Origin of the sequence: Pantoea sp. V106_11, from assembly GCF_029967885.1 — a bacterium.
In the GTDB taxonomy this organism is placed as follows: domain Bacteria; phylum Pseudomonadota; class Gammaproteobacteria; order Enterobacterales; family Enterobacteriaceae; genus Pantoea; species Pantoea ananatis.
The window spans coordinates 187,978-207,669 of sequence record NZ_JASCAK010000021.1; the positions used below are offsets into that span (position 1 = coordinate 187,978).

Below are 19,692 nucleotides of genomic sequence, written 5' to 3' on the forward strand. Positions count from 1 at the left end.
ATGCAGAATGAAAACGGAACGCCGGTCGCCGCTATCAGCGGTGCCGCCAGCGGCATTGGTCTGGCGCTGGCCACGCTGTATGCGCAGCGTGGCGTGCGGGTGATTGCGGGTTATTACCCGCAGGATCCGCACGATCCGGCGCTGGCGTCAGCACAGGTTGAAGCCGCGGGCGGAGAGGCACTCTGGCTGCCGCTCAACGTTGGCTCCACCGCTTCCGTCGATGCATTTATCGCCCAGGGCGTTCAGCACTTTGGTCGGCTTGACTACGTGGTGGCTAACGCCGGCATTCTGCGCCGCGCAGGCATTGATGAGATGAGCGATTCGCGCTGGGATGAGATGCTGAATGTCGATCTGACGGGCGTGATGCGGCTGTTCCGCGCTGCCGCCGCGCATCTGCATTCTGGGGCCAGCCTGGTTGCCGTGTCATCGATTGCAGGCGGGGTTTATGGCTGGCAGGACCATGCTCATTACGCGGCGGCGAAAGCCGCCGTACCGGGCATTTGCCGGTCGCTGGCGGTGGAGCTGGCACCGCGCGGCGTCCGCTGTAACGCCATTATTCCCGGCCTGATCGAAACGCCGCAGTCGCTGGATAAACACAACTCTCTTGGCCCGGAAGGGCTGGCGAAAGCGGCACACGCGATTCCCCTTGGGCGAGTCGGTCGGGCGGACGAGGTGGCAAAAACAATCGCGTTTCTCACCAGCGAAGAAAGCAGTTATCTCACCGGGCAAAGCCTGATTGTCGACGGCGGGCTGACCGTCCGCTGGCCTGATTAAGGAGAGAGTATGCAGTTAGCAAGCAAACGCTGCGTTGTCAGCGGGGCGGCCAGCGGAATCGGGGCCGCCATCGCTACGCTGTTCGCCCGCGAGGGCGCGCACCTGATACTGACCGATCGGAACAGTGAGCATCTGGAGGCCATGGTGACACGCTGTCGCGCCTTAGGTGTGCCCTGTTTTGGTGTGGTAGCGGATGTCGGGGAGGTCGACGGGGCCACGGCGGGCGTGGATGCATGCCTGGAACGGTTCGATGGGATTGATATTCTGGTTAACAATGCCGGCCTGCTCACGCAGGCCCGCTGCACGGATATCACGCTGGCCATGTGGGAGCAGATGATGGCGGTGGATTTACGCAGCGTCTTTCTCGCCACCCAACGTGCGCTGCCTTCCATGCTGGCGCAGCGCTGGGGAAGGGTGATCAATATCGCCTCGCAACTGGGAATAAAGGGCGGCGCCGAACTGAGCCATTATGCCGCCGCCAAAGCGGGGGTGATTGGTTTTACCAAGTCTCTGGCGCTGGAAGTCTCTGCCGATAACGTGCTGGTGAACGCGATCGCGCCGGGGCCAATTGAAACCCCGCTGATCGATGGCATCAATCAGGCGTGGAAAACCGCCAAGGCCGCTGAGCTACCGCTGGGGCGTTTCGGCCGGGCAGACGAGGTGGCACCGGTTGCGCTGCTGTTGGCCAGTGAGCCGGGCGGCAACTTGTTTGTCGGTCAGACGCTGGGGCCGAATTCTGGCGATGTCATGCCCTAAGGAGCACGCGATGTGTGGAATGTGCGGATTACTGGATAATGGGCCGCAGTGGAGCGATGCGCTGGAAAACAATCTGCCCCAGCGTCAGCTCCGCCTGCAGCAGCTGATGCTGCTTAACCGGGCGCTTAAGCCCTGGCGACTGAGCTTAACCGAGTTTCACACCAGTTGGGTGCTGTCCAGTCCGACGGGGCAGCAGGTCATGGTGAGCTCGCTGGACCTGCTGTGGAAAGAAGCCGAGAAGATGACCCGACGCACTCTCGATCCGCTGGATGAGACCTGGCTGGCGGCGCTTTGATGGCGAGTAACGGAGAGTCCGCGATGCGAAATGAAAAACTGCCGCTGCATATCCTGAGCGGCTTTCTCGGCAGTGGTAAAACCACGTTGCTGAAGGGCTGGCTGACGCACCAGAATCTTAACGATGTTGCGCTGCTGGTGAATGAGTTTGGCGAAGTCGGGATTGATCACCATCTGTTAAATGAAGTGGCACCGGATACGGTGCTGTTACCCAGCGGCTGCGTATGCTGTCAGATTCGCGGTGAACTGAAAACGGCGCTTTTGGACCTCTACGAACGCCGTACGCGCGGCGAGCTACCACCGTTTAGTCAGGTGATACTCGAAACCACCGGGCTGGCCGATCCTGCGCCCATTCTGTCAACCTTGCTGCACGATCCGCAGCTTAAACACCATTTCAGTCAGGGCACGCTGGTGACGCTGGTCGATGCAGAGCACGCCCGTTTACAGTCGGCCCATCAGCCCGAATGGTTAGCCCAGGTGAGCGCGGCTGACAAACTGCTGCTCAGCAAATGCGATCGGATCGATCACGACGGTTTGCTCGCCCTCCAGACATGGCTTGGCGGTTTAAACCCCCTAGCGGAGCTGAGCGATACGCAACATGCGCTGGCCGAACCCGGGCAGTTATTCGCGCTTCGCCTCGCCAAAGGAACGCACGCACAGCGGTTTCGCTGGCTTGGTGCCGTGGGCGATGCCCGCTACAATCTGACTCCCAGACAAAAAACGCATCATCACCCTTTAACCCAGACCTGCGTGATCACTCTGGAAGACGAACTGAACTGGCCCGCGTTTGCTATCTGGCTGTCAATGCTGTTACATAGCCATGGGCAATCGGTCTTGAGAATGAAGGGCATTCTGCGTTTTAGCGGCACCAGTGCGCCGGTGGTGATTCACGGCGTTCAGCATACCTTGCATCCGCCCGTACATATGAACGACTGGCCGGGGGATTTAGACACTTCCAAACTGGTTTTTATTCTGCGCGGACTCGACGCAGAGCGGCTGAAACAGGGATTTAACCGCTTCCAGCAGGCGTTAAAGGACAGGTAAAACGATGAATTCTGCAGCGAAGGTCAACGATCAACTCACTTTACGCGTGCTCGGGACCTCCGTCACGTTGCTCGAAATGCTACGCGTCAGCGCCGAGAAAGATCTGGGCATTCGCATTGAATATTTGCTGCACAGTGTGGAAGATGCGCAGCGCATTGCCGTCATGCAGCCTGAGAGCTATGACCTTTACGATCAGTGGTTTCACAATATTGATTTTGTCTGGCCCGCGCAGGCCATTCAGCCGCTGGAGATTAAACGACTTAAATACTGGGACGAGATCACCCCGCTGGCTAAAACCGGCAGGCTGCGTCCAGATCTGCCGCTCGCTGACGGCAGCGTGCCCTCTGAACGGCTTTATGTGCAGCGCGACAGGCATCTGGGCAGCCATGCCAGCGATCACATCAGCATGTTGCCGCTGACGCACAACGTTGACAGCTTTGCCTATCACGCCGACAGGCTCCCGGCCGCGTTACAGCAGCAGGAGGAAAGCTGGGGATGGCTGTTGCATCCTTCACTAACGGGCCAGGTTGCCTTACAAGAAGATGCGGCAATGGGCGGCATCGATGCGGCGCTTGCCATGCAGGGCGCAGGTCTGGCGCGCTTTGCCAACACGGGCAATCTTACGCTCGAAGAGATCGACCTGCTGACGCAGCAACTGGCGCGCCTCAATCGTAACGGGCATTTTGCGGCATTCTGGGCCTCTCAGGATGAAGCCTGCGACCTCATTGCCAATCAGCAGGTGGAAGTGCAGAGCCTGTGGGCGCCCATTTATTTCCGACATCACTTTCATCAACGTGGCTATAAAATGGCACGCCCGCGTGAAGGCTACCGCGCCTGGTACGGCGGCATGTCGCTTTCGCGCTGCGCGACCGGCAGAATCAAAGACGCGGCCTACGACTATTTAAACTGGTGGCAGTCCGGCTGGCCTGGCGCAGTGATGGCGCGGCAGGGTTACTATATCTCCAACGCGGAACGCAGCCGGGCGCATCTGTCAGCTGCAGAGTGGGATTTCTGGTACGGCGGCCAGCCTGCGAGAGAGGTGCTACTGGATGCCTGGGGTGCACCGCTGATTCCCCAGGGTGAAGTGCGCGACGGTGGTAGCTACGACGCGCGCATGAGCCATATTGCCGTCTGGAACGCCGTAATGGATGAACATAACTACCTGACGCGCCGCTGGCAGGATTTTTTGCGGGCCAGTTGAAGGACTGTGCCAAGCTAAAACAGAAGGAAGAAGGCATGCGTACGCGCCGCTCGGCCCGACTACTGATCCTCAATGCTTCGCATAACCTATTGTTGTTCCGTTTTGTGCATACACAGGATGCACTCGCAGGCCATGCTTACTGGGCAACGCCGGGCGGCGGCGTAGAGGAGGGCGAATCCTTCGAGCAGGCGGCGCTCAGAGAACTTTATGAAGAAACCGGTATTCGCCGGAACGATCCTGGCCCGTCCCGAAGAGAGCGATGCTTTGTCATGACGCTGCCCTCGGGCGAACGCGTTCAGGCACATGAGCGTTTTTTTATCATTAATGTCTCGGGAGACGAGATTGATACCCTGGGTTGGAGTGAAAACGAAAAGTCGGTTATTGCCAGCTATCACTGGTGGTCGATTAATGCACTTAATGCCACAACCGAAACGGTATATCCAGGCGATCTCGTAGAAATGTTGACCAGCATGGATTCAGATTCATCTGGGAAGTAGAAAAAATAAATGCTGGAAAAAACTGACTAAGCCAGAAGAAGGTCGGTTAACCCGTTTATAGCGATACGATCATGCAATTATCCAGCCCATAAAGAAGACATATCGACGATACTTGAAAATTTAAATACATCATCTAATGATATATTTATTAATTTCACAGGCTACGCATATAGGATGCTGAAATTACTTTTTATTGATCATAGCGCTAACCCACAGAGACATCATCAGGAAAACATCCCTTATTCGCTCTAAGTTTAAGAACATGCTGAAAGGGGGGGATGCATCAGAGAATGGGCGCTCTTCTATATTCCATACCCAGTTATGTTAAATCAGAGCTCATGGTGTGCGCATTATTTTGCATCACTGCACGATATGTTCGATGCTAATTCTCTTTATAGGTTGTCATTGAGGTGAAAGTGAACTTAGTTAAAATCGACCACGTTCACATTTATGTGCATGACCTGGATAAGGCAGAGCGCTGGTATAACGACGTACTGGGGTTTTCACGCGATGAGTCGTTGCTGTTCTGGTTTAAGCAAGGTGGCCCTCTGGTTTTAAAAAATAACGCTGCCGTGATTTCGCTGTTTTTAAGAACACATCAGCCGCCCGGCAATACCGTGGCATTCAGTCTTGAAGCCACGAGTTTTTGTCCGTTACTGCACATTCTGGCAGCGCAATCCATACCTTTTATAGTCAGCGATCATCAGGTGTCGATGTCCGTTTATTTTTCCGATCCTGATGGAAATCAGATTGAACTGACGTCTTATCAGTACTCAGAAGCGAAGGAAAACCTGGCGATGTCTCAGGAGAGACTGCGGGAGGGTTAAATTGGACGGTAACAACGTCAGATCATAAGCCATTAGTTCTCATTCATGACAAAGAAGAAAAGGGCAGCGCGGTTATTTAAGGGATATCGTTATGGTGTAAACAGGTGAAAGTATCCGTTGTAAGGTTGTCATTGCAGGTGAACTGACATGTTCCTGAATAATCATACCTATAAACAGACCTCAATTGGCAATCGTATAAATTTCGCCTTGATCGATTATGCTGAATTCTGTGGAAAATTTGGCAACCTGGTGCACTAACTTTCATTTGGCAGCGTCAGTTTGGTTTGCAGGTAATCATGCAGCCCATGCAGCCTTATAAAAAAATTAAGATGCGACATGCCGGGACTCTGTGCATCTTCCATAAACACGCTTTCTCTATGCTAAGTGAATCTCGACAGAGCAGAGATGCTGATGCGCATTTCGAACCATGAACATGCGTCGCAAAAGTTCATCATCATTTAATCTCACTGAGTAAAGAGGAAAGTCGCAAAACGACAAAGCAGTTTTTTCGATTGTGGCCTGATGACGAAATGAATGAGATGTAGGTCATCAGGCAAACTTAAAGCCAGGGCGTAAAGAGACAGTAATGGCTTGGTATGCGAAAAAGACGGGCTAAACGGCCATATCAAAGTCTACCTGCCAAAGTGCGCATAATGTATATTATGTTAAATAAGACATCCCGCCGCGTACCCGGTTACGAACCGGGACCTCACCTTCGTCCCCTCTGGACCTGAAGCCCGTTAATCACCGGGCGCGCTACGTGAAAACTGGCGCACAGAACCCCTGCGGGTTATGCAGAATTCACGTAGCGTTGCCTGTCATGATCTGACTATTGCCCACTTTCAGCTGCACGGCAGCGTCATCACACTCTGTTGTTTACGCGTCATGCGCTTTGACCGTTCAGGCTGCTCTCGCGCGTACTTCGGCTCGGCATCATTCAGCGCGTTCACGACCACACTCTACTGCAGCGTGAAGCTGCGCGCCTTCTCGAACTCACCGTCCGTCAGGTTCAGCGCGTTATCGTGAACATGGCGCGGCGTCGGTTGTATCAGAACTTCGCGGGCGTCCCGGCAACAACCGTATTCATCAGCAAGCAATCATAACAATGCGATAAGAATAATCATCCGCACACAAACTGCTGCTGCACAGATTTCGGCGTTGTAGTTTCAGCACTGTGTTTTCAGCACTACGGCAGCAAGTTTTCCAGTTACGCACTCGCCAGCAAATCGCTTTGCGTTCTTCGCATCAACTTGTTCGGTTCAACGTCACCTGCGCGCCGTATTCACGCGTCAGCCGGCGCGACTGGTAATAAACGGATTTCCAGTATGGGTTATCCAGTGACGAACGAATCACGCCTTTGCTGGCCGAGGCATGAATAAACTGATGGTCTGTGTCATAGAAGCCGACATGCATACCACCACCGATACGGAAAAACACCAAATCGCCCGGCTGTAAATGTTCCGGTGCTACGCGCACGCCCATATGCAGCAGATCGGCGGTAGTCACGCGGTCCATCGGCAGATTAAAGCGGTCATGCAAAGTACGCCAGACGTAACCAGAGCAGTCCACGCCCGACAGCTGCGTGCCGCCCCATTGGTATGGCGTATCATGCCAGGTGTGCATTTGGTCGTGAAGTGCAGCAACAATGGGAATTAAATCAGGATTTTGAGCTGAATCCGATGCGGAAACGTCCTCTGGAGCTTCGGGACGAGGATGATGGCTGCAGCCGGAAATCAGCAATATAAGGCCGGAAAGTAAAAAGAAAGATGTTCTACGCTTCATCGAGTGATCCGCACAGTAAAGATAAAGAGTCAGCAAAGTTAAGGGCTTTTATAACCTATTCAGAATCTTATAGAAACAACAGTAGTCTGGTTTACTGAAACTTACAATAGCAGGCTGCTTAGATTTTACTCATACTTTGATAGTTACATTTCTTCACATTCCGTTGCAGTTGTTCTTTGATTATTTACCTACCATACTCGCTATTTATCTGAATACACATAATTACAATAATAGATTCCAGGCCATAATATTTATAACCATCTAATAAGTGACTCTGCGACCTTAATAAATTTCTTTTTTAATTATTTAAACCAAGTACACCCAGTTTTCCAGCAAGTTCGAGCCTGCTGTAACGCCAGTCAGTCAGAGCCTGGATCTGCTGCTTCTCTGCATCAGCAAGAGATTTCTGGGCATTGAGCAATTCAATGATATTACCCACGCCATTCTCATAGCGATATTCTGCTACTGAATAGGACTTTCTGGTGTTATCGAAGAGGCTTTCAATTAATGGTAAATTATTTGTGTTAGCTTTAAGAGACTGAAAACTTTTCCATACATCAAGTTCAACGTTATGTCTTACTTCGGAGACAGCCCCCTGCTTCTGCTCAGCCTGAGCAAGACCTTCCTGGATTTTATATTCCCGAGTGAATCCCTCAAACAAAGGGACCGAGACCTGAATGCCTATGTATCTGTCATTGTGAGAGGAGTCAAGATAGGGTTGGCCTATTCCTGCGCTGACTTTCTGATTATCGCGGCTGGCTTTCCCTATGAGACTTAAAGTGGGCATTCCCTCAGCCCTCGTTTGATCGACCTCAGCTTCTGCTGCCTGTAACTGAGCCTGAGCCGCAAGCAGCGCCGGATGTATTTTAATTGCCTCATCGATTAATGCTGAAACTGATTCCTTAAATCTAAAATCAGGTTTTAGACCTTCCTGGACATTTGCCAGATTTATGTAACTGTCTGGGCGTAACCCCATATCGATAGCAATAACACCTAAATCATTCTCAAGCGTATTTTCTGCTTTCTCTTTCTCAGTTTTAGCCTGCAGCCAGGCCGTTCTTGCTTGTAATTCATCACCGACTGAAGCAGCACCATGCCCTTCTTTAGTTACAACCACCTCTACGCTCTTTGAGGCAATTCTTTCCATATCAGCCGCAGCAGCCAGGTTTCCAGCAGCAGCCTGTGCTGCATAATAATCTTTGGCGGTGGCTATCATCACAGACTGCAGAGTTTCCATATGACTGGCTTCAGCAGCAACGAGAAGAGCTTTCGCTTTGTGCAGAGCTGCTGAGCGGGCTCCAAAATCATAGAGCACCCAGTTTAAACTAAAGTCTGCAGAATAATTTGGCGATGAATTGACTGAGCCAAACTCCGGGTGCCCGGCAACATTTGTTTCAGAACGTTCGCTGATTTCTCTTCCGGACAAGGAGAAAGTTGGCAGGTATGCACCTTTAGCTGTGCCGACAGCGGCGCTTTCTGCCTTTATTTCAGCCCAGCTTTGTGCCGTTTTGGGGTTATTACATAAACTGCGCTCCAGTGCATCATTCAAAGCCAGTGGGCTTGGCAATGGACCAAACTCGCATATTGAGTTTCCATATACCGGTGCGGCCTGTGAGGAAGGAACATCAGCTTCAGTGTCAAATATATCAGAAGCATGATTTTTCACTGTATACAGGCCTGAGAGTATTAAGGCCATCACAGGCAATATTTTATTATCTTTCATGCAGACTCTCATTACTCATTCTGATAAGCGGGTCGAAAAAGTATTGCCAGACATTTCTTTTTCCAGTTTTAATCTCAGCGGACACGGTCATGCCCGGCGTCAGTTTAATCCATCTACCTCCTGCCTCAATGCCACTTTTATCAAGGTGTACCCTGGCAGTAAAATTCAAGCCATGATTACGGTCCTGAACGGCGTCATTTGATACTGAAATTACATTCCCTTTGATATAGCCATAGTACGTGTAGGGAAAAGCATCAATTTTAACTGTGGCATTCTGCCCCTCTTTTATAAAACCAATGTCTTTATTCGCTATGTTAACTTCAACTTCCATCGCATCATCAGGTACGATTTCCATCACTTTCTGAGCACTGGTGACCACACCGCCTATCGTATGAACACTGAGTTGCTGAACTGTTCCACTTACAGGCGACACGAGATTGAGCAATTGCTTGCGTGTTTTAGCCTTAACTTCATCTTCGACGCTTTGTTTTAATTTTTGCTCAGCCTGTTCCAGAGCATCGAGCTGTTCCCGTCGGAATTGTGAACCTACTGAGGCTTTTTCTGCAATCTGCGCATCAATAGCAGCTTTGAGTTCATTAGCGTGACTGCGTTTGGCCGTAAGGTCATGCTCCTGCCCCAGCGCCGTCTGCTCTTTGTCAAGGTAGTCATTTCTTGCGACATAATGATCTTTGGCAAGCAGCTTATAACTGTTCGCCTGCTCTCTTGCCAACGGTGCCGTAGATTTTAAGCGTTCAATGTCCTGTAAAGTCGTGGCCAGTTCATCACGATGCTGTGTAAGCTCAGCATCCGCACGGTTAAGCTTATCTTTGTACTCCATGAAAATACCGTCAGCAAAACGGCTCGTGGCGTTAACATCGGCTTGTGAGAGTCCATCACTGACTTTCATCTCAGGGACATGACCAGAGATTTGCGCATCCAGTAAAGCTTTTGCCCTGATTATCGCCAGCATGGACTCCGCTCTTGACGCCTCGGTTTTAGTTAAATCGGCTTCTGCCTGTGTGGAATCCAGAACCATCAAAACGTTACCAGCATTTACACGTTGCCCGTCATCAACGTAAATATGGCGCACCACCCCCGTGATGGCAGGCTGAATTTCTTTTACTCTTGCATCCGGAATAACTTTACCCTTAGCCACAACGACAATATCTAACCTGCCAAAAAGCGAGATGCTGATAAGAACAAGTGTCAAAATAACGATGATCCTCATCGTCCAGTAGGGTGCCGGGTGAACAGGTGCTTCTGCCAGTTCTATATTTGCCGGCAAAAATGCAAGCTCATAAGACTGTCTTTCATAAGCGTTCAGTTGCTTACGCATTTTCCAGTTGGCAAGGAATACATCCTTGTAACGACGCAGCAACTCAGTTAAAGCTATTATCTTCAACATTGAATGTTCCTTTTAAGCATGCTGAAGGGAAACCAAGTGACTGTACAGACCGTTTTCTTCAATTAGTTGAGAATGGTTGCCCTGCTCTACTATCAGGCCTTTCTCCATAACTAAAATGGTGTCAGAATTTCTTACTGCAGTCAGTCGGTGAGCGATGATAATAACTGTTCGGCCCTGACATATGGCCTGCATGTTTTTGTGAATCACCCGTTCTGTTTCAAAATCGAGAGCGCTCGTTGCCTCATCGAAGATGAGAATTCGTGGGTTCGTAATCAACGCGCGTGCAATAGCAATACGCTGACGCTGGCCTCCTGACAGCCCACTTCCGTGTTCTCCGATTCGTGTGTCATAACCCTCAGACATTTCACTGATAAAATCATGAGCGCCAGCAAGTTTGGCGGCGTTTATAACTGATTCTAAAGATATGCCAGGATCAGCCAGCGCTATATTTTCACGAATTGATCTACCAAAAAGTATGTTTTCCTGAAGGACCACTCCAATTTGTCTGCGTAACCATGAGGGGTCAGCCAGGGCTACGTCGGTTCCATCGATCCAGACACGGCCAGATTCGGGAAGATAGAGACGCTGAATTAATTTAGTGAGCGTACTTTTTCCTGATCCTGAACGTCCGACAACGCCAATAACTTTTCCTGGCTCAATATCAAAAGAGATATTATTCAGAACTGCAGGTGCTTCAGGTTTATATCTGAACCTTACATTCTCAAAACGAATGGCACCCTTCAGAGAGGGCTGAGAATTCCGGCCTTGTAAGTTTTCTGTACGGGTATTGAGAATATCACCTAACCGTTGCATCGAAATGCCTACCTGCTGAAAATCCTGCCATAGCTGTGCCAGGCGCAGAATCGGCGCTGAGACGCGTTGAGACATCATATTGAAAGCTATCAGAGCGCCCACAGATAGTGTGCCCGATATGACCAGTTTTGCTCCTAAGAAAAGGGTTAAAATAGTGACTATTTTCCCAACAAACTGAACTAACTGCTGCCCAATGTTTCCTAAATTACTGACACGAAATGATGCAGCAACATAACCAGCCAGTAAATTATCCCACTGACGAATAAATAAAGGCTCAACTGCAGATGATTTGACAGTTTCTATTGCGGAAACGGTTTCAACTAAAAATGACTGGTTATCAGCCCCACGCGCGTATTTTTCATTAAGACGTCGTCTGAAAGCCGGGATGATAACTGTTGTAATAATGACATAGACAGGTAAAGACAGCAGCACAATGAGTGTAAGCTTTATGCTGTAAAGGCACATCACGGCGACAAAAACCACCGAAAATATGCTGTCTATTATCGCTGTAAGGGCCTGACCGGTCAGGAAATTGCGGATATTCTCAAGCTCTTTTACGCGTGCGACAGTGTCACCAACCCGGCGCGTTGCGTAATACCCGACAGGTAACGCAAGTATATGTCGGAAAATACGCGAACCCAGTTCAACATCCATGCGGTTAGTGGTATGTGAGAAAACATAATTCCGCAGGCCAGTCAGTAAAACTTCAGCGATACCGCTGACCAACAGCCCTATACAGACCACATTAAGCGTTGAGAGAGCATTATTTACCAGCACTTTATCCATTACAACCTGGAACATAAGTGGTGATACAAGACCAAAGAGTTGTATGAGCGCAGAAACAAAAAAGACTTCTAATAAAATTTTCCTGTACTTGACTATCGCAGGCATAAACCACGTAAAATCGAATTTCGCCAGTTCACCCGTTAAAGATGCTCTGGAAGCAAACAGAAGAAAATCGCCATTGCAGCGCTGCCAGAGCACTTCTGAAAGGATGACTGTAGGTTTTCCAGCATCAGGCTCCAAAACCAATACCCTGTCCCCATCGCATGCCGTAACAATAAAATGGCGACCAAGCCGATCCAGAGCCAGTGCAGGAAAAGGTGTTTTAGCTAAACGTTCAGGCCGCACGGTAACTTTACGGGATTTAAGCCCCATTGTTCGCGCGGCAAGAATGAGGTCACCATCGGTAAGCTGTTTTTTACCTGAACCTGATAAATGTCTGATTTGTTGTGAATCAGCAGCGATTTTATGATACCTGGCTATTAAAACTAAAGCTTCGACACCCGAATCTTGTTCTACTTCTTTTTCCGTATAATGGTTTTCATTCATTTTTTTATTTGAGCTATAAGAGGAACTCATGGAATTACCTGAGTAATTTTACACTGTTGTAATCATATAAAGGCAGGCTTCTACCTGAGTAAAAGCCTGCAGCTAAACGTTAATTCCAGGCTGCGTCTAAGCTTGGTTTTAATTGCGTCATCTGATCCTGGCTAAGTGTCGTCTGACCCATTGCAGGTGGTGTCATCGTCGCCATTGCGTTAATTAAATTATCAAGCTGTGAATTAACCAGTGCATGGCCGTCGCCTGACTTTATTTGTAGTTGATTTGTTCCGCCTTCGAACCAGTTGTTAACATCAATTTCCTGGTGCGTACCTATAACGGATGCCACCAGGGTATTTCCACTCTGGCTGAACCAGAGCTGATCGGTACTTATACCATTCATGAACTGCAAGGCATCGTCCTGTGTTGCGTTTGCAATATTAAGTGACAGCGTACCTGTATTGTTCATGGAAACAATATCAGCCGACCCTGTTATTGTCAGCGAGTCACCATTACCGCTTACTGTCACAGTGTCCCCGCTCCCCTGAACGGATGTCTGTATCTGGTTGCCAGCCAGTGACACAGTTGTTACCCCGCTGGTGACGATACTTGAATTATCCCCCGTTACGGTAATACTGTTGTTTTGCCCGGATACGGATATCAACTGGTTTTTACCATCGAGCATGACAGCATTGGAATCCCCTTTGATTACGACAGTATTGCTGTCACCCTCAAGTTTAATAACCGACTGGTTACCGGTGTAAGCCAGAGCGTTATTGTTGCTCAGAGTGTTAACAGCCATTGCTGTCCCGGACACCATAAGGGCCGAGTTATCATTACTGAGCGTTACAGAGGTAGCTGTACCGGCCTGCAGGACGTTACCTTTTCCACTCACATTAACGTTGTCAGTTGTCCCGTTTAACGTAACCAAATCATTGCCCGTCATGGTAACTGTATCCGTGTTTCCGTTAACGGTTAATGTGTCACCCAGTCCCATAAGCACGGAGTTGAAGTCACCATTAAGAATATTGCTGCTGGCAGCGGTCGCTGTTGAGCTTCCACCGTACCAGTGGTCGACAACATTCTGCGCAGGTTTCCCCTGGACGCTGAAATCATCTGCGGCTACACCTGACGGATTGGCTTCCCAGTTCCACAGATAAGCCCCCTCCATCCAGCTGCCTTGCCCACTCCATGCCTCAAAAAAGGCTTCAAGAGCACGTGTCTGTTGCTGGAAATCAACCCAGTGGAAGCCACTCCAGTCACCGTTTAAAGTATTTGTTCCATTTACGCTGCGATAACCGACTTCAGTAAGAAGAACAGGCTTTCCATAAGCAGTCGACAGCGAATGGTAAAAATCAATCGGAGATAAATTATTGAATAGTGATGCTGTAGAGCTATCGCCTGAAACACTGTTCCAGCCGGCAACCATTTGCGCCACGGTGGGATCGGTGATATCGGTCGGGGCCTCATAGGCATTCGCCCCAATAACGTCTACTTTGTTCCAGAAGCTGACACTACCGGTTTCATTCCATGCGGAAGCATAGGTAATGGGTCCGGTATAAACCTGCCGTACGGCGGATATAATATCATCCCAGTAATTTGTATAAGCACTTCCACTCATTGATGTCAGCTCTGTGCCTACACTGAACATACCCACGTGCGTTGCCTGTGCAATCGCCGCGTAGTGCAGAATAAACGTTTTGTAACTGGCAAAAAAATCGTCAACATTGGAAGGTTTCAGTAATGCCCTCCAGGTACCATCTTCAATATCGATATGCGGCTTCAGAAGCACCGACATCCCATCCGCCTGAGCCTGTCCGATTGCGAGCTCAAGATTGGCGTCGGATTCTGTCGCCGCAGTGGCTGCAATGCTGTCGCTTGTCACAGAATCCAGATACTGAGTCACCACAATTTGTGTTGAGTTAGCGCCGGTCTGTTGCATGGCTTTAAGTGATTCAGATGCATTGGCATACTGACCATTTGCAGAGGAGGTAAAACCAAATCCTTTAACCTGGAAACCACTGTTCACATTACTGTTTGACGAAACACTGTCCAGCGTAAGAGACGAGCTGGTCATCTGTAACACGTTACCCGTGCCGGAAATATCCAGTGAACCGTTCGAAGCCGCAGTAACAGTATTGTTGTTACCCGAGAGATTCAGGCTTGCTCCTGCCTCTAAAACAGCATTACCGCTGTTCATCAGAGCATACTGACCATTACCATCAACGGTAAGTTGCCCGCCATTACCGTTAAAGCCGACACCATTTTCACTACCTTTCAGCAAGACTGTGTCTGTTGACTGCGCATTAACCCAGTTATCTCCGCCATCGACTTCAACATTAGCAACTTTGCCCGCGGTGACTATGTTGCCATGGCCCTGAAGAATGAGTTGCGCATCGGCAGCAGCTGTTACACTGCCATTTTCCATGACGACCGTCTGGCCCGTTCCCGTTAAGCTGACTTCTCCACCCGTTCCGTTAACGCTGACATTGTTGCCATTTCCGTTCATCTGGATACTGTCGCTGTTGCCGTTAGCCGTAAACGTATTGCCTGAGCCATTCAGCGTTATGTTACTCCAGTCTCCCTGAAGCGAAGCACTACTCCCTGCTCCGTTGAAATTTAATGAATAACCGCTGCCATTGATTGATATATTATCATTGTCACTCAGGACGACTTTATTTCCCCCGCCATTTAACCATGCCTGGGTATTGTTTTTAACTGATACAGCATTCCCGCTCGTATGGAGGTCGTCCTGGCTGCCATCCAGTGAAATTTCATCCCCCGAACCATTGGCATAAATAACGTTCTGCTGCCCATGAATATCAATATTATTCATATCACCATTGGCCGTGATGCTGTCGTTATTTCCTGAAACAACATTAAAAGAATGTCCGCCATTGGTCGTAAACGTATTTTGATTGCCTTTAACGGTGACTACCTCACGATCACCGTTAGCGACAACAGTGGACTGCTGTCCAGTGAGGTTAATGACAAAGTCACCGCCATTAATGGTGTCGTTATCTCTGTTTCCAAGCGTGACACTGTCATCGACGCCTGACAAGGTTGCCTGAGTATCATCAGAGACAGCAACAGTACCGTCTCCGATTGTCAGTTTACTGTTTTCACCCTGTAACAGGACAATATCACCTGGCCCGTTTGCCACAATATCGTCGTTTTCACCCTGCATCTGAATCCAGGTGGAAGGACCATTCGCTGTCAGCATATTGTTGTTGCCGACAACAGTAACAACAGCTTTTGCACCGTTCAGTGTGATGGTGTTATTTACACCTTTAACGATAGCCACTTCTTTATCACCATTGGCAGTGATATATGATGCGCTTCCTTCTGCAAGCAATGTTGAGCCGCCACCGTTAACAGTGATTAAGTCTGCATTACCAATATGAACAGCATCATTATTGCCGTTGAGAGTGAGCTGGCTGGCATCAGACAAAACTATTTGTGCACCGCCTGTAGTCAGGCTGTCATTCTGTCCGGATATTTCCACATTGCTGTGTTGTCCATTTGCAGTAAAGTTATCATTATTTCCTGATACAAATACTGTTTCGTTGTCGCCGTTACTCGTGACAGACGAATTATCTGCCTGCAGATAGAAATTGTATTCACCGCCGTTTGCTGTGAGTGTTTCATTATTACCTATAGCAACCGTATCATTACCACCATTGATGATCAGTGAATCATTGTCTGCGAGTATGGCAGTACCGCCGGACAGCGTTACGTCCTCTCCCTGGCCTTTAATATAGACAGTGTCTCCCTTTCCGTTCGCAGCAAGTGTGTTGCTGTTTCCTTCAACGAAAAATTTCGCGTTGTCACCATTAACGGTTAAGCTGTTGGTATCACCTTCCGTTGTCATCACAGCTCTTCCGCCATTCATGACAAGGGTGTTTTTACTGCCTTTGGTGATGATGTTGTTTCCATCACCATTAGCAATAATTTGGGAGGCAGTCCCGTTTGTGGTGATCGAAAAGCCGCTTCCGTTTACCTGCAGGTTTTCATTACTGCCTGCACGGACAACACCCACACTGCCTTTGACTGTACCCTGACTGTCATTTGCAAAAAATACGCTGCCACCACCAACATTAGCCGTGTCAGCCTGACCATCCATAACGACCACGTCACCACTGCCGTTCGCCCATACGGTATCGTTATTTCCGGTAATCAGAATCTGATTGTTGTTACCATTTGCTGTAAGCGTTGATGAATTACCCTGTATAGCAGAAGTGAAACTGTTGCCGTTCGTTGTGACATTATCATTGTTTCCAAGGCCAACAATATTTGACAGCCCGTTGACCACAGCCTGAGTACTGTTTGCTGTCAGTAATGTACTGTTACTGGTAGTGGCACTGTTATTTGCTCCGTTAATAACAATAATATTTTTATCACCATTAGCAGTAATACTGTTCCCGGATCCCCCTATCGTGACAACTTCAGTGTTGCCATTGGTGGTAATTGCAGAGCCATTACCTTCGAAAGCTAATGCAAAATTTCCACCATTAATTGTACCGCTGTCGCTGTTATGGACAGTTACTGAATTATTGGTACCATTGATATTTACTTTAGTATTGTCATTCAAAACGATACCATTATGCCTTGAGTCGGCGGAGATTCGCGACATAATTGCCGTGTTATCATTACTGGCAACCTGCTGAATCTGACTGGGAGTGCTTGACGCATTAGCGCCGTCTGGCAAGCTTCCGTTATCAATCACGCTATATGCAGAGCTGTTAAACGCCCCATCGATCATGTTCAGAATCTGTTGCCAGACGGGATTGACGGTACCATTCCATCCTGACGCATGATTGCTGCTACCCTGGGCAAAACTGACGTTTTCAATCGGTTCGATACTGCCATTGCTGAATACCACTGTAGTCACACCAGATATCTGATTGCCTTGCGCATTGACTGAAAGTGATTCATTTTGCAAACGGATTGACTGAATTCCAAGCTGTGCAAGCGTGTAGAATTCTGCCTGAGCACTTCCATTTCCTTTCGGATCGGCTAGCACACGTAGCTGATTAAAGACTGCATCAGAGGCATCAATCACGCCGTCTTTATTAAGGTCATAACTGGCTAAAACAGCCATTGCATCCCCGGCGCCATTTACCAGTGATGGATTGATTATTTGTGTTCCACTCGACGTAATGATTGCGAGGACACCGGTATCAGAACCGACCCAACCTGATGTTGCAGACTGACCTGCAATGTTTACAATTGCGTGCGACAGGTTTAGCGGGATAAGCTGTATCGGATGCCCGTCAAGACTCATGACTAATGGATCGCCACCACCACCACCACCGCCGTCACCACCATCACCACCGCCGTCACTACCGCCGTCGCTACTACCACCGTCGCCATCGTCACCACCACTGCTGTGGTTGTAATTATCGCTACCTGAATCTCCATTATCTCCTGTATCGCCGTTATCTCCACTGTCTCCAGCTGAGGTATCGCCATTACCATCGTCTCCTGAACCGTCTCCTGAACCATCCGCGCTCCCGTCATCGTCGCCATCATCGCCTGGGTCACCCGCCAGACCGCCATAAAGATCACTTGTTACCACATCTGGTATTTGCGCATCGAAGGAATATTGCGAAGCGTCAGAAATCCAGTTTCCAACGGCCAGGCTTTCAGTTTGAAGTGAGTCAGCAGTAAAGTTAGTGAAGGAGTCTGATGTTGCTGCGCCATTGAGTAAGGTATCTGAAAAAGAAGGCACTGAAACAAAGCTAGGAACAGTAAGATTTGCGGTGTCAAAATTAAGCTGGGCTCCTGCTGCCCCCCAACTATCTCCACTGGGAGTATAAGAGGAGCTGCCCAGGCCTGTGGGTGCTGTATCAAGTAGCGTTAAATTCAATGCACCGGCCGCATTCCAGCTAGCGAACCTGTCTGTCTCAGAAGTCCAGCTTAAATCAAATTCTTTATCATAATTAACTTGTTCGGAAGTACCATCTGAATAATTGAATTCTGTTTTAGTTAATTCTCCAGTTCCAAAGGCCTGGGAGAAAGTTTCTGTCATTGAAACAACATTGCCTCCAGGTGAACCATAGAGTGTATTACTGGAGGTACCATCTACATTATTAACAAGAGACGACGTTAGGTGTCCTGTGTCATTCAGACCACTATACTGGTTCATCACCATAGTCCAGTTCCCTTCGGTTCTGTCAATAACAGTATCCTCCGAAGTACCGTCCGGGTTATTAACCAGCGATTCGGTTAAATTTCCTTGTGCGTTAAGACCCAAATAACTATTCGTTGTGGTGGTATTACCACTGTAATTTGTTTCTGTAGATGTGCCATCCAGATTATTTGTCAATGTACTAAGGAGAGTGCCCGTTTCGTTTTCACCACTATATTTACTGGTCACGGTGCTCCAGTTACCAGTGGATTCGTTATAGACGGTCGTTTCCGATGTGCCGTCGAAGTTGTTTATTTTTGTTTCTGTGATCTGATTGGTATTATTAGCATCACCGTAAATATTAAATTTATTAGTATCAGTCCCTGTTATACTGTTCCCCGTTCCGACAATTGTTCCTGTGGAGTCATCGCCCATGAAAGCACTGTTGTTATTTCCAAAGACTGAAACGTTATCTGATGAACCACCTGTTATTACATTGCCGTTACCTATAATGTTGACTTCAGCATCAGATTCTAGATTAATAACAGAGTTATTAGCTGTAATATCAAGCCTTCCAGATGAGGATGAGATAGTAGCTGCCGAATTATTACCAACCAAAGTTGCAAAGCTTGTATTTCCATCCGAAGTAGAATAAGAGTATGTATTGCTTTTTTCGGATGTCATTGAGGTATTTACACTACTGCCATTTCCGAGATTAAATGTATCGTTACCAGTTTCTCCAGTAATGTTAACAGTTATACCACTGTCAACATTAAGCTGAACGTTTTTTAATTCACTAAATGCCGCTATTGTTGCATCATCTCCATCACCTTTTGTAATATTTATAATGGTTTCAGGGAGAGATTCTTTGGACACGGTATTATTGAAGGCATCACTGCGCGTTGCATCGCCCGGATCTGCCGCTGAAAACCAGTTTTCCATGTTCTCAGAAGCAGTTAAAGAATCACTCCATGTAAGTGAAATACCGTTAGTTACGATTGATTGTCCCGATAAGAAACCTCCGAATTGGCGTAATAGGCTGGTACCAAACTGATTTGCGATGTCGTAAATACGCTGTATAGATTCAGGTTCTGAAGCTATTTGCGAATAAATATCGTCATTA

The 19,692-nt window shown here is 48.6% G+C and carries 13 protein-coding genes; 8 read left to right on the top strand and 5 right to left on the bottom strand.

What is annotated here, in order from left to right:
- From QLG08_RS05000 to QLG08_RS05035, 8 genes are all read left to right on the top strand, one after another.
- Positions 1–774, top strand: coding sequence for an SDR family oxidoreductase (locus tag QLG08_RS05000; RefSeq protein ID WP_028715157.1), 774 nt, complete (start codon positions 1–3; stop codon positions 772–774).
- Between the two features lie 9 nt (positions 775–783).
- Positions 784–1,530, top strand: coding sequence for an SDR family NAD(P)-dependent oxidoreductase (locus tag QLG08_RS05005; protein WP_161611169.1), 747 nt, complete (start codon positions 784–786; stop codon positions 1,528–1,530).
- Positions 1,531–1,540: 10 nt separating this feature from the next.
- Positions 1,541–1,825 (top strand): hypothetical protein, encoded by a 285-nt coding sequence (locus QLG08_RS05010; protein WP_029568784.1) that lies wholly within the window; start codon positions 1,541–1,543, stop codon positions 1,823–1,825.
- Positions 1,826–1,848: 23 nt separating this feature from the next.
- On the top strand, positions 1,849–2,868 hold the full coding sequence (locus QLG08_RS05015) for a GTP-binding protein (protein WP_042676746.1): 1,020 nt from the start codon (positions 1,849–1,851) through the stop codon (positions 2,866–2,868).
- A gap of 4 nt (positions 2,869–2,872) precedes the next feature.
- Complete coding sequence (locus QLG08_RS05020; RefSeq protein ID WP_013025806.1) at positions 2,873–4,069, top strand: hypothetical protein; 1,197 nt, start codon at positions 2,873–2,875, stop codon at positions 4,067–4,069.
- A gap of 35 nt (positions 4,070–4,104) precedes the next feature.
- The gene (locus QLG08_RS05025; RefSeq protein WP_238493358.1) at positions 4,105–4,566 is read left to right on the top strand and encodes an NUDIX domain-containing protein; all 462 of its coding nucleotides are present in this window, start codon (positions 4,105–4,107) and stop codon (positions 4,564–4,566) included.
- Positions 4,567–4,982: 416 nt separating this feature from the next.
- The gene (locus tag QLG08_RS05030; protein ID WP_238493357.1) at positions 4,983–5,393 is read left to right on the top strand and encodes a VOC family protein; all 411 of its coding nucleotides are present in this window, start codon (positions 4,983–4,985) and stop codon (positions 5,391–5,393) included.
- Between the two features lie 792 nt (positions 5,394–6,185).
- On the top strand, positions 6,186–6,419 hold the full coding sequence (locus tag QLG08_RS05035) for a hypothetical protein (protein ID WP_029570026.1): 234 nt from the start codon (positions 6,186–6,188) through the stop codon (positions 6,417–6,419).
- A gap of 219 nt (positions 6,420–6,638) precedes the next feature.
- On the opposite strand, the gene QLG08_RS05040 is transcribed toward QLG08_RS05035, so the two are convergent.
- From QLG08_RS05040 to QLG08_RS05060, 5 genes are all read right to left on the bottom strand, one after another.
- A complete protein-coding gene (locus tag QLG08_RS05040) occupies positions 6,639–7,175 on the bottom strand; it encodes an NlpC/P60 family protein (protein WP_014593738.1) in 537 nt (178 codons plus the stop codon).
- A 298-nt stretch (positions 7,176–7,473) separates the two neighbouring features.
- On the bottom strand, positions 7,474–8,898 hold the full coding sequence (locus tag QLG08_RS05045) for a TolC family protein (protein WP_028715152.1): 1,425 nt from the start codon (positions 8,896–8,898) through the stop codon (positions 7,474–7,476).
- Positions 8,888–10,303, bottom strand: a complete 1,416-nt coding sequence (locus QLG08_RS05050; protein ID WP_014593736.1) for an HlyD family type I secretion periplasmic adaptor subunit — start codon at positions 10,301–10,303, stop codon at positions 8,888–8,890. Before QLG08_RS05050 ends, QLG08_RS05045 begins: the two co-directional genes overlap by 11 nt.
- 12 nt (positions 10,304–10,315) lie before the next feature.
- A complete protein-coding gene (locus tag QLG08_RS05055) occupies positions 10,316–12,448 on the bottom strand; it encodes a type I secretion system permease/ATPase (RefSeq protein ID WP_158150386.1) in 2,133 nt (710 codons plus the stop codon).
- A 109-nt stretch (positions 12,449–12,557) separates the two neighbouring features.
- Positions 12,558–19,511, bottom strand: a complete 6,954-nt coding sequence (locus QLG08_RS05060) for a hypothetical protein (RefSeq protein WP_282472823.1) — start codon at positions 19,509–19,511, stop codon at positions 12,558–12,560.
- Between the last annotated feature and the right edge of the window lie 181 nt (positions 19,512–19,692).

What these genes read in the sequence shown, in the direction of transcription:
- QLG08_RS05040 (WP_014593738.1), bottom strand. Translation starts at nt 7,175, where the DNA reads ATGAAGCGTAGAACATCTTTCTTTTTACTTTCCGGCCTTATATTGCTG.
- QLG08_RS05035 (WP_029570026.1), top strand. Translation starts at nt 6,186, where the DNA reads ATGCAGAATTCACGTAGCGTTGCCTGTCATGATCTGACTATTGCCCAC.
- QLG08_RS05010 (WP_029568784.1), top strand. Translation starts at nt 1,541, where the DNA reads ATGTGTGGAATGTGCGGATTACTGGATAATGGGCCGCAGTGGAGCGAT.
- QLG08_RS05045 (WP_028715152.1), bottom strand. Translation starts at nt 8,898, where the DNA reads ATGAAAGATAATAAAATATTGCCTGTGATGGCCTTAATACTCTCAGGC.
- QLG08_RS05055 (WP_158150386.1), bottom strand. Translation starts at nt 12,448, where the DNA reads ATGAATGAAAACCATTATACGGAAAAAGAAGTAGAACAAGATTCGGGT.
- QLG08_RS05020 (WP_013025806.1), top strand. Translation starts at nt 2,873, where the DNA reads ATGAATTCTGCAGCGAAGGTCAACGATCAACTCACTTTACGCGTGCTC.
- QLG08_RS05060 (WP_282472823.1), bottom strand. Translation starts at nt 19,511, where the DNA reads ATGGAAAACTGGTTTTCAGCGGCAGATCCGGGCGATGCAACGCGCAGT.
- QLG08_RS05025 (WP_238493358.1), top strand. Translation starts at nt 4,105, where the DNA reads ATGCGTACGCGCCGCTCGGCCCGACTACTGATCCTCAATGCTTCGCAT.
- QLG08_RS05005 (WP_161611169.1), top strand. Translation starts at nt 784, where the DNA reads ATGCAGTTAGCAAGCAAACGCTGCGTTGTCAGCGGGGCGGCCAGCGGA.
- QLG08_RS05000 (WP_028715157.1), top strand. Translation starts at nt 1, where the DNA reads ATGCAGAATGAAAACGGAACGCCGGTCGCCGCTATCAGCGGTGCCGCC.
- QLG08_RS05050 (WP_014593736.1), bottom strand. Translation starts at nt 10,303, where the DNA reads ATGTTGAAGATAATAGCTTTAACTGAGTTGCTGCGTCGTTACAAGGAT.
- QLG08_RS05015 (WP_042676746.1), top strand. Translation starts at nt 1,849, where the DNA reads ATGCGAAATGAAAAACTGCCGCTGCATATCCTGAGCGGCTTTCTCGGC.